10 protein-coding genes and 1 tRNA gene are annotated in these 10,786 nt (G+C 72.8%); 6 read left to right on the top strand and 5 right to left on the bottom strand.

From position 1 onward, the window contains the following. Together IE258_RS36230 and IE258_RS36225 are read left to right on the top strand one after the other, a co-directional pair. On the top strand, positions 1-272 hold a 272-nt coding region (locus tag IE258_RS36230; RefSeq protein ID WP_189750080.1), incomplete at its 5' end, for a DUF475 domain-containing protein. A 150-nt stretch (positions 273-422) separates the two neighbouring features. Continuing rightward, complete coding sequence (locus IE258_RS36225; protein WP_159327465.1) at positions 423-1,160, top strand: TerD family protein; 738 nt, start codon at positions 423-425, stop codon at positions 1,158-1,160. A gap of 69 nt (positions 1,161-1,229) precedes the next feature. On the opposite strand, the gene IE258_RS36220 is transcribed toward IE258_RS36225, so the two are convergent. Next, complete coding sequence (locus IE258_RS36220; RefSeq protein WP_189750079.1) at positions 1,230-2,207, bottom strand: TerD family protein; 978 nt, start codon at positions 2,205-2,207, stop codon at positions 1,230-1,232. Positions 2,208-2,414: 207 nt separating this feature from the next. On the opposite strand from IE258_RS36220, the gene IE258_RS36215 reads away from it, so the two are divergent. From IE258_RS36215 to IE258_RS36205, 3 genes are all read left to right on the top strand, one after another. Beyond that, complete coding sequence (locus tag IE258_RS36215) at positions 2,415-3,581, top strand: HpcH/HpaI aldolase/citrate lyase family protein (protein WP_189750078.1); 1,167 nt, start codon at positions 2,415-2,417, stop codon at positions 3,579-3,581. A 79-nt stretch (positions 3,582-3,660) separates the two neighbouring features. Then, positions 3,661-6,192 carry a phosphoribosyltransferase gene (locus IE258_RS36210; RefSeq protein WP_189750077.1) on the top strand — a complete coding sequence of 844 codons (2,532 nt, stop codon included), beginning with the start codon at positions 3,661-3,663 and terminating at the stop codon, positions 6,190-6,192. After that, on the top strand, positions 6,192-7,004 hold the full coding sequence (locus IE258_RS36205) for an HAD family hydrolase (protein ID WP_189750076.1): 813 nt from the start codon (positions 6,192-6,194) through the stop codon (positions 7,002-7,004). The genes IE258_RS36210 and IE258_RS36205 overlap by 1 nt, the downstream gene beginning before the upstream one ends. Here the strand turns inward: IE258_RS36205 and IE258_RS36200 are convergent. From IE258_RS36200 to IE258_RS36185, 4 genes are all read right to left on the bottom strand, one after another. Continuing rightward, on the bottom strand, positions 6,922-7,761 hold the full coding sequence (locus tag IE258_RS36200) for a DedA family protein (RefSeq protein ID WP_189750075.1): 840 nt from the start codon (positions 7,759-7,761) through the stop codon (positions 6,922-6,924). The two genes, IE258_RS36205 and IE258_RS36200, sit on opposite strands and share 83 nt — an antisense overlap. 153 nt (positions 7,762-7,914) lie before the next feature. Beyond that, positions 7,915-8,130 (bottom strand): FmdB family zinc ribbon protein, encoded by a 216-nt coding sequence (locus IE258_RS36195; protein WP_189750074.1) that lies wholly within the window; start codon positions 8,128-8,130, stop codon positions 7,915-7,917. Between the two features lie 56 nt (positions 8,131-8,186). Continuing rightward, on the bottom strand, positions 8,187-9,590 hold the full coding sequence (locus tag IE258_RS36190; protein WP_189750073.1) for a coiled-coil domain-containing protein: 1,404 nt from the start codon (positions 9,588-9,590) through the stop codon (positions 8,187-8,189). Between the two features lie 71 nt (positions 9,591-9,661). Continuing rightward, entirely contained in the window at positions 9,662-10,432 is a 771-nt protein-coding gene (locus tag IE258_RS36185) for a DUF4097 family beta strand repeat-containing protein (protein ID WP_189750072.1), read from the bottom strand. Positions 10,433-10,654: 222 nt separating this feature from the next. On the opposite strand from IE258_RS36185, the gene IE258_RS36180 reads away from it, so the two are divergent. Next, positions 10,655-10,729: transfer RNA gene (locus IE258_RS36180), tRNA-Val, on the top strand. Positions 10,730-10,786 lie beyond the last annotated feature (57 nt).

Below are 10,786 nucleotides of genomic sequence, written 5' to 3'. Positions count from 1 at the left end.
TGTACGTCCGGTCGCTCACGGTCTACCTGGTCCGCCAGGGCACCCTCGACGACTACGTCTACCTGGAGCACGGCGCCCACTACGCCATCGGCGCCCTGGCCGTCATCCTGCTCGTGACCATCCAGTACGAGATCCACGAGATCATCACGGGCCTCGTCGGCGTCGCCCTGATCGGCTGGTCCTTCTTCTCCTCGGTGCGCCGCAACCGCGCACTGGCGGCGGCCGGGGGAGACGGCGACCAGGAGAAGGCGGAGGTCTCCTCCGGGGTGTGAAACCCCTGGTCCCGGGCCGGGGTGCGCCCCCGGTGCGCCCACACCCCTGGTGTGAACCCGGCCCGGACGAGGAACGCTCTGAACGGGGCGGCCGACGAGGACGACTCCTCGGGGCCGCCCCGTCGGCGGTGACGCGAAGGTGGGGCGGGAATGGGCTTCTTGGACGGGCTGTGGCGCGGCCGCGAGTCCGAGTTCGACTCGGGCAGCGCGGCGACCAACTCCATACAGCTGACCAAACGGCACAGCCAGGTCTCCCTGACCAAGCAGGGCGCGGCGACCGGCAATCTGCGCATCAACCTGGCCTGGCGCATGCGGTCCTCGGACATCGGGGGCACCCAGCGGGAGAGCCTGCTGCGGCACCCCTTCAAGGCGCTCAAGCCTCCCGAGGTCGTCGGCCACAGCCAGAGCATGGTCAACGTCGACCTCGACCTCGGCTGCCTCTACGAACTGAAGGACGGCACCCGCGGCGTGGTCCAGCCGCTCGGCGGCTTCCTGGGCGACGTGAACGCCCCGCCCTACGTCAAGCTCAGCGGCGACGACCGCTTCGGCTCGGCCTCCGGCGAGACGATCTACGTCAACCTCGACCACAAGGACGCCATCAAGCGCCTGCTGCTGTTCGCCTACATCTACGACCAGACCCCCGCCTTCGACCGGACCCACGCCATCGTCACGCTCTACCCGAGCAACGGTCCGCGCATCGAGATCGGCCTCGACGAGCGGCACCCCCAGGCCCGGTCCTGCGCCGTGGTGATGATCGAGAACGTCAAGGACGAGATCCTCGTCCGCCGCGAGGTGAAGTTCGTGTACGGCTTCCAGGGCGAGCTGGACCGGCTGTACGGCTGGGGCCTGCAGTGGGGCCGGGGGCACAAGAGCAAGGCGGAGCGATGAGCCCGTGCGCGACCGGACCAGCCGGCCCGAACCGCCGGGCCCGACGCGCCCGGGGGCGGTCCGTGGCGGCTACCGGCCGAGGAACTGCGGCCCCTGCGGGGGCAGCCGGAAGTCCGGATCGGGCGCCCCGGTGACCGGCTGCGGATAGCCGTAGCCGGACTGGGCCCCGGTGACCCCCGCCGCCGCGGGCGCCTGCGGATACCCGTACCCGGGCGGGCCGGCGGCCGGCTGGGGATAGCCGTAGGCGGGCTGGGCGGTCGGCGGCTGCGGATAGCCGTACGCGGGCTGCGCCGGTACGCCGATGGGCTGCTCCGGCGGCAGTGGCCGCGAGGCCCCCGGGAGCGGCTGCACGGCCGTCGGGTGGTCGGGGCCGACGGCCTGCGGGGCGGGCATGGACTGGGCGGGTGTCGGCTGGTCGGGCGTGGCCTGGGACGGCGCGGACGGGGCCGCGGGGGCCGACGGGGCCGGTTCGGGCCGAGGGGCCGCCATGGGGTCGTCCGAGCCTTCCGACTCGTCCACCGAGATGCCGAAGTCGGTCGCCAGGCCCTTGAGCCCGTTGGAGTAGCCCTCGCCCAGCGCCCGGAACTTCCAGCCGTCCCCGCGCCGGTACAGCTCGCCGCAGATCAGCGCCGTCTCCTGGCCGGTCTCCGGTGTGACGTCGAAGTACGCCAGCGGTTCCCCGTCGGCCGCGGCGTCGTGCAGCAGGATGCGCAGTGAACGCACGCGGTCGAAGGCCACGCCGTCCGCGGACGCGACCAGCAGGATCCGGCCCACCGAGGGCTCGACACCGGTGAGGTCCGTCTGGATGGTGTCGGTGAGACCCTCGGCGACCCGCTTCTTCCCGAGCCGCCAGACCTGGCCGGAGGGGTGCCGTGGCTGGTTGTAGAAGACGAAGTCCTCGTCGGAACGCACACGGTCGTCCGGCCCCAGCAGCAGCGCCGAGGCGTCGACGTCGGGAACCCCCTGCCCGGGAGTCCAGCGCAGCACGGCGCGTACCGTGGTGGCTTGCAGCGGGACGTTCGACCCCTTCAGCATCGCGTGCGTCATGTCGTCATCCTGCCCTCTCGGTCCTGGTCACGACAACGCGGGGGCGGGTACTCGACCGGTGTGCGCCCGCCCCGGGTCGCCGATGCCGACACGGCCGGGTTACCTGGAATTCATGCCCGGTGGGAACCTCCGACATGGATACCTACGTACTATTACCGGCCACCTTTCGACGATTCCAGGTCGCCCAGACACCACGGGGGAGTTTAAATGCGTCATTTCGGACAGATAGCCCCTGATGTGCGGAAGCGTCTCTTTCATCAGGAGCCCTGCTCCTTCACCGCGGACTCGCCGGCCAGGCTGCTGTCCGCGGCCCTGGGTGCCACGCTCTACAGCCCCGCCACCCGACCGAACCTCGCCGACGACATCCTGAAGCAGGGCGGGCGCGGCCTGGTGTCGATGGTGCTGTGCCTGGAGGACTCGATCGACGACGCCGACGTACCCGTCGGCGAGGCGAACCTCGTCCGTCAGCTCACGGACCTGGCGGAACGTTCCGGCGACGACGTCCCCCTGCTGTTCGTCCGGGTCCGCACCCCCGAGCAGATCCCCGACCTCGTACGGCGCCTGGGCCCCGCCGTCCGGCTGCTGTCCGGGTTCGTGCTGCCGAAGTTCACCGAGGAACGCGGCATCCCCTTCCTGGAGGCGCTCACCGCGGCCGAGGCCACCAGCGGCCGCAGGCTCTTCGCCATGCCCGTGCTCGAGTCCCCCGACCTGCTGTACCGGGAGTCCCGGGTGCAGACGCTGGAGGGCATCTTCCGCGCGGTCGACAAGTACCGGGACCGCGTGCTCGCTCTGCGGCTCGGCGTGACCGACTTCTGCTCCTCCTACGGGCTGCGCCGAGGCCCCGACATGACGGCCTACGACGTCCAGATCGTCGCCTCCGTGATCGCCGACGTGGTCAACATGCTCGCCCGCGCCGACGGCACCGGCTTCACGGTGACCGGGCCCGTGTGGGAGTACTTCCGCGTCCAGGAAAGGATGTTCAAACCGCAACTGCGGCAGAGCCCCTTCCTGGAGGGCCAGGCCGTGGAACTGCGCCAGAAGCTCATCGCACACTCCATGGACGGCCTGCTGCGCGAGATCTCCCTGGACCGGGCCAACGGCCTGCTGGGCAAGACCTGCATCCACCCCTCGCACGTGCTCCCCGTGCACGCACTGTCCGTGGTCAGCCACGAGGAGTTCAGCGACGCCCAGGACATCCTGCGGCCCGAACGCTGCGGCGGAGGTGTGATGAGGTCGGCCTACACGAACAAGATGAACGAGGTGAAGCCGCACCGCGCCTGGGCCGAGCGGACCCTGCTGCGCGCCGAGATCTTCGGGGTGGCGAACGAGGACATCGGCTTCGTGGAACTGCTCGCCGCCGGCCTCGCCGACTGACCGCCGGACGACCGGACGCAAGCGATCCATCACAGACGCCGGGGCCCGGGCCGCGGCGGACAACGGGAGGCACGAGTACATGACCGAGAGGGCGCACGCCGAGGGGCACGCCGAAGAGGGCGCCGGGGCATGGTCCGGCAGCTGGGTCGCCGAGCGGCTCGGCGTCCAACTCGCCGGCGACGAGGCGCTGACCGGCCTGCTGGGGCTCGCCCTGCGCCGCAACCCCAAGCGGGCGCACCTCCTCGTCTCCAACGTGCTCGGCAAGCACGTCCCGCAGTCGCCCTCCGTCGTCCACGGCCACGGCGTCGCCCTCGGCCGACGCGTCCGCGACCTGCTCGGTGCCGAGGCGGCCGAACGCGCGGTCGTCCTCGGCTACGCGGAGACGGCCACCGGACTCGGCCACTCGGTCGCCGACGGCCTGGGTTCCGCCCCCTACCTGCACTCCACCCGCCGTCCGGTCGCCACCGTCGCCCGGGCGGGCGGCTTCGAGGAGTCCCACTCGCACGCCACCTCCCACCTCCTGCTGCCGGAGGACCCCGCGCTGCTGGCCGGGGACGGGCCGCTGGTCCTCGTCGACGACGAGTTCTCCACCGGCAACACGGTGCTCAACACCGTCCGCGCCCTGCACGAGCGCTATCCCCGCAAGCGGTACGTCGTGGTGGCCCTGGTCGACATGCGCTCGCCCGCGGACGCCGGCCGGCTGGACGACTTCGCCCGGGAGATCGGCGCCCGCGTGGACCTGGTGACCACCGCCTCGGGCACCGTCCAACTGCCCCCGGGAGTACTGGAGAAGGGCCAGGAACTGGTCGCCCGCCACGAGACGGCGGCCACGGAACCGGCCACGAAACCGGCCACGGAACCGACCACCGGCCCGACCGGCCGGGGTCCGGCCGCCGCTCCGTCCGGAACCGTGCGGCGCGTCGATCTGCACTGGCCCCACGACGTGCCCGACGGCGGACGGCACGGCTTCACCCCGGCCCACCGCGCCCGGCTGGAGGCCGCCCTGCCGGCGATGGCGGCACGGATCGCCGAGGCGCTGCCCACCGGCGCCCGCCGCGTCCTGGTCCTCGGCTTCGAGGAACTCATGTACGCCCCGCTCCGCCTGGCCCACGCGCTGGAGCAGACCGTCGGTGGCGACATCGCCGTGCGCTACTCCACCACCACCCGCTCTCCCGTCCTCGCCGTCGACGACCCCGGCTACGCCATACGCACCCGCCTGGTCTTTCCCGCGCACGACGACCCGGCCGACGGCCCCGGCGAGCGCTACGCCTACAACGTCGCGGGCGCCGGCTTCGACGCCGTCGTCGCCGTCGTCGACTCGGTCGCCGACACCCCCGCGCTGCACGCCCCGGACGGACTGCAGGACCGGCTCGCCGCCCACGTCCCCCACGTCCTGCTCGCGGTCGTCCCCTCGTACGTCCCGCGCTCCCCGCACGCCCCCGAAAGGCCCTCCATGCTGCCCGAGCCCCTGCGCGGCCCCGACTTCTCCTCGTACGCGCCCGACGAGGTCGGCTGGCTGCTCCAGGACCTCTCGGACGTGACGCTGGAGGCGCCGACCGAGGAGCGCGAGGAGGCGATCCAGAGCGGCGGCGCGCACTACGCCGAGTCGCTGCCCGTGGAGTACCAGCCCAGCGAGCAGTACCAGCAGCTGTTCCACGCGGCATTGGAGACGTCCGCCGCGCGGCTGGCCCGCGCCGTCGGCGCCGTCACCGAGATCGTCCTCGCGGAACGGTCGCCCCGCCCCGTCCTGGTCTCCCTCGCCCGCGCGGGCACCCCCGTCGGCGTTCTGATGCGCCGCTGGGCGCGGTTCCGTCATGGACTCGACCTCCCGCACTACGCCGTGTCGATCGTCCGGGGCCGCGGCATCGACGCCAACGCGCTGCGCTGGCTGGCCGACCACCACGACCCCGCCGACGTCGTCTTCGTCGACGGCTGGACCGGCAAGGGCGCCATCACCCGCGAACTCGCGGCCGCCCTGCGCGCGTTCGGGGACTCCGACGGCGTCACCGGCTTCGACCCGGAGATCGCGGTCCTGGCCGACCCCGGCTCGTGCGTGCGCACCTACGGCACCCGGGACGACTTCCTCATCCCCTCCGCCTGCCTCAACTCCACCGTCTCCGGCCTGATATCCCGCACCGTGCTCCGCGCCGACCTGGTCGGCCCGCACGACTTCCACGGCGCGAAGTTCTACCGCGAACTCGCCGGCGCCGATCTGTCACCGGCCTTCCTCGACGCCGTCTCCGCCCGCTTCCCCGAGGTCACGGAAGCGGTCGACGCCCAGGCGAAGGACCTCCTCTCCGCCGACCGCGCGCCCACCTGGGAAGGCTGGGCCGCCGTCGAGCGCATCAGCGAGGAGTACGGCATCCACGACGTGAACCTCGTCAAGCCCGGCGTCGGCGAGACCACGCGGGTGATGCTGCGCCGCGTCCCGTGGAAGGTCCTGGCCCGGGCCGGGGCAGGCGCCGACCTGGACCACGTCCGCCTGCTGGCCGAACAGCGGGGCGTACCCGTGGAAGAGGTCGCCGACCTCCCGTACACCTGCGTCGGGCTGATCCACCCCCAGTACACGCGGGGCGCCACCGGCGCCGACGGCAAGGCGGTGACGCTCTGATGCCGGTGCTCGTCGCCAGCGACCTCGACCGCACGCTCATCTACTCGGCGGCCGCGCTCGGACTGACCATGCCCGACCTGAGGGCACCCCGCCTGCTGTGCGTGGAGGTCTACGAGAGCAGACCCCTGTCCTACCTGACCGAGACGGCCGCCCACCTGCTGACCGACCTCGGCGACACGGCCGTCTTCGTGCCCACCACCACCCGGACCCGCAAGCAGTACCAGCGGATCAACCTCCCCGGCCCGCCGCCGAAGTACGCGATCTGCGCCAACGGCGGCCACCTGCTGGTGGACGGCGTCTCCGACCCCGGCTGGCACGCCCGGGTGACCGCACGGCTGGCCGACGAATGCGCCTCGCTGGCCGAGGTCCGCGACCACCTGACGAACACCGCCGACCCACTGTGGGTGCGCAAGCACCGGGTCGCCGAGGACCTCTTCGCCTACCTGGTCGTCGAACGCGACCTGCTGCCCGAGGACTGGGTGAAGGAACTCGCCGTGTGGGCCGAGAACCGCGGCTGGACCGTCTCCCTCCAGGGCCGCAAGATCTACGCCGTCCCCAAACCGCTCACCAAGAGCGCCGCCGTGCGCGAGGTCGCGCGCCGCACCGGAGCCGAACTCACCCTCGCCGCCGGCGACTCGCTCCTCGACGCCGACCTGCTCCTCGCCGCCGACCGCGGCTGGCGCCCGGGCCACGGCGAACTGGCCGACTCCGGATGGACGGCTCCGACGATCAGCGCCTTGCCCGAGCGCGGCGTCCTGGCCGGTGAGCGGATCCTGCGCGAGTTCCTGCGGGCGGCGGGGCCGACTCGCTGAAGCCGCCGTCCGGGTCCCCGGCACCGCCTCCGGGACGGCTGCCGGGGCCGGGGTGGCCGTCGTCGTCGGCCGGCGACCGCGTCTCCTGCCCGTCCTGTCCGCGGCCCCGCCGCCGGTGGCCGGCGCCCGGCCGCAGCAGACGCAGGGCGATGAAGACCACCAGCGCCAGGGCGGCTGCCGCGAGGATCACCTTCGAGTACGTGGAGGCGATGCCCGAGACCTCCGACCAGTTGTCCCCCAGCGCGTAGCCCGCGAGTACGAACACGGTGTTCCAGATGGCACTGCCGAGCGTCGTCAGGGTGAGGAAGACGGGCAGCCGCATCCGCTCCACGCCCGCCGGCACGGAGATCAGGCTGCGGAAGATGGGGATCATCCGGCCGAAGAACACCGCCTTGGTCCCGTGCCGGAGGAACCACGCCTCCGTCTTCTCTATGTCGGCCACCTTCACCAGCGGCAGCTTCCCCGCTATCGCCACCGTGCGGTCCCGGCCGAGCAGGGCGCCGATCCCGTAGAGGGCGAGCGCGCCGATCACCGAACCCGCCGTCGTCCACAGCAGGACGGCGATCAGGTTCATCCGGCCGGAGCTCGCCGCGAACCCGGCGAGCGGCAGGATCACCTCGCTCGGCAGGGGAGGGAAGAGATTCTCCAGCGCGATGGCGAGACCGGCGCCGGGGGCGCCGAGGGCGTCCATGAGGTCGTTGATCCACTGCGGTGCCGCACCGCTGTCCGCGGCCGGCTGCGCTGCGATGGCTGTCATGGCGACCACGCTAGGAAATCGCGGCTGAAGGGACCCTGAGGAAGACCGCATGGTCCTGGGCAGTCTGGGCGGCTCGTTTTCCCGGGTTCCTCGACGTGCGGGGAGTATGCGGCGTGGCCGGCGGCTGTCCGAGCGGCCTCAGGCGCGGCAGCTTCAGCCGCAGCAGCCACCGCCGCAGCAACCCCCGCCACCGCCGCCGCCCGACGGTGCCGGTGCGGAGGACGAGCCGCCGACCGCGACCGTCGACAGCAGCTTCACCGTGTCGTCGTGGCCCGCGGGGCAGGCGGCCGGAGCGGCGGACTCGGCCATCGGACGGCTCAGTTCGAAGGTGTCGCCGCAGCTGCGGCAGCGGTACTCGTAGCGAGGCATGCGCACAGATTAACCGGCATCACCGACCGGCGGACCCGGTCGGCCGACCTCGCGGATCAGTGACCGGCGCCGCGCTCCTCGCGGATCTGCGCGACCACGTGGGCCACCGTCTCCCGGACCGCTTCCGTCTCCGTCAGGAAGTGCCAGTAGTCGGGGTGCCGGCCCTCCAGCGTGGCGATCGCCCGTTCCAGCCGGGCCACGGCGTCGTCCAGGGGCCGCGCGTGACGCGGCTCGGGGGTGTTGCGGCCGGCCATGGCCAGGCGCTGGGCGTCGCGGATCGCGAAGCGGGTGCGCTCGATCTCCTGCCGCGGGTCCTTCTGCACGGCGTTGAGCTGCGCCAGCCGGTCGCCGGCCGCCGAGACGGCTTCGTCGGTCGAGTTCAGCAGCGCTCGTACCGTCGACAGCAGGGCGGTGGCGTCGGGCCAGCGCTGCTCGTCGCGGGCGGTCTGCGCCTCGGCCAGTCTCCGCTCGGCCTGCCGGACCGACTCGGCCGCCTGCTCCGGCACGTGCTGGAGGTCCTGCCAGCAGGCGGCGGTGAAGCGGCGCCGCAGCTCGCTCAGCACCGGCTCGACCTGTTCGGTGCGGGTGGTCAGCGCCTGGGCGCGGGTACGCAGGGAGACCAGGCGGTGGCCGATCTCGGCGGCGCGCTCGGGCAGCCGTTCCGCCTCGGCGCGGACCGCCTCGGCCTCTCGGGTGACCCGTTCGGCCCGGTCGAGCGTCTGGGGCACCCCGTGCTGCCCCGCGCCCTGGTTCAGCCGGGTCAGCTCCGGGCCGAGGGTGGCGAGCCGGGTGGCGAGGTCGTCCGCCTTGAGGCCGGAGCCGCGTGCGGCGTCCAGGGCGTTGGACGCGGCGAGCAGGGCCTGCCGGGCGCGCTCGACGGCGGGAGCCAGCCGGGCCAGCTGGGTCTCGGCCTTGCCGAGGAGGGGGCCGAGGCCCTCGGCGAAGCGGTCCAGTTCCTGTTTGACCCGGCCCAGCTCGGTCTTGGCGGCGGTCAGCTCGGTGCGGGCGCGCGCGGCGGCCGACGCCTCCAGGTCGTCCCGGTCCAGGTCGTGGGCGTCGACGGCGCTGATGTACTGGTGGCTGACCTCGTCGATGCGCCGGCCGAGGGCCTCGAAGTCGGAGACCGCGCGCCGGGCGGCGGGGGAGGAGTCGACGGCCGCGATCGTCTCTATCGAGATCCGCAGGTCACGCTGGGCGGTGTCCAGTTCGTAGAAGGCGGCGGCCGCGTCGTCCTTCGCGGTCTGGGCCTCGGCCCGCTGGCTCTCGGCCCGCCCGCCGAACCACCGCCGGGTACCGCCCCCGGCGAACGCCGCGGGCAGCGCCGACACGGCGAGCAGGGGCAGGCCCATCAGGGTGAGGGTGTCACGGACCGCGCGCATCCGGCTCCGACGCGAGCGGTCGGGCAGGCGTCGGGCGCGCGCCACCATCGGCGAGTACGGCTGCGATGGCGTCGCCGTCACATCACTCTCCCGTGTCGTCCGTCCTGCCCGGGTTCATTCTCCCACCCGTAAGGGACGAACACACGGGGCGGTCAGTTCGCTGTTCGGACGGTGATTTTGCCGTCACCGGACCGGGCGTCCACGACGTGCGCGCTGGTGTCGTCGGTGGGCACGGACACGTCGACCGAACCGTCACCGGTGTCGGTGGACACCTTGTACGCGGCCCGGGGCAGCGAGATCGTCACGGAGCCGTCGCCGGTGCGGGACTCCACCCGGTCCGGGACGGTGTCGAGTTCCAGCCGGACCGAACCGTCGCCGGTGTGTGCCCGCACCCGGCGGGAGGAGACCGAGGCACGGACGGAACCGTCGTCGGTGCGCAGTTCCAGCGGGCCGGAGGAGTCGGTGACGTGTACGGAGCCGTCGCCGGTACGGATGTTCAGCGCGTCCTCGAACCCGCTGGCCCGCACACTGCCGTCCCCGTCCTTGACGTCGACGGCGATGCCGCGCGGCACCTCGACGCGGTGCTTGGCCGCGCAGTTGGCGACCACACCGGAGCAGTGCATCCGCAGCACCAGCCGGTCGCCGTCCATCTTCCAGGTCACCTCGGGGTCCGAGCCGACCGCGACCGAGCCGGAGAACCACCGCGTGACCTCGATCTTCCCGGCGGCGTGGTCGTCCGAGGCGACGATCTCCAGCGCGGAGTCGTCGGTGTCGACGGTGAGCGTGCGGCCCTGGAGGTCGAACGACCGGTGCTCGGGGTCCTTGTCGTCCGAGGCGGAGGCGCAGGCGCTCAGGCCCGCGACGAGAACGGCGACGGCACCGAGGGCGGCGAACGCGCGGACGGGAACGGTACGGGCGGGCATGGCGGTCTCCCCCTGGAACGGACGACGAGGCGCCGCGCCCGGGACTTCCGCGGTGCGCGGAGACCTGCTGGGCGAGGCTCTTCGACCGTACGGAGCACGCGCCCCCGGCGGGATCCGGACCGCTACCGGATCGAGGGTGGGGTTAACCCCCCGGGGCCCGGTCACCGGGGGAACACGTTTGCCGGGCAGCGCCTTGGGCCATGTAGGCTGTCGACTCGTCCTGGGTGCGTAGCTCAGGGGTAGAGCGCCTGCCTTACAAGCAGGATGTCGGCGGTTCGAAACCGTCCGCGCCCACCAGGACCGGCGCCTTCGTCGGTGCGCAAGGCCCCCGGAGATCTTCCGGGGGCCTTACGC

Source organism: Streptomyces tendae, assembly GCF_014650435.1.
Lineage (GTDB): Bacteria > Actinomycetota > Actinomycetes > Streptomycetales > Streptomycetaceae > Streptomyces > Streptomyces tendae.
The sequence above is the reverse complement of the archived record's forward strand: the minus strand, read 5'-3'. Positions and strand labels throughout refer to the sequence as shown.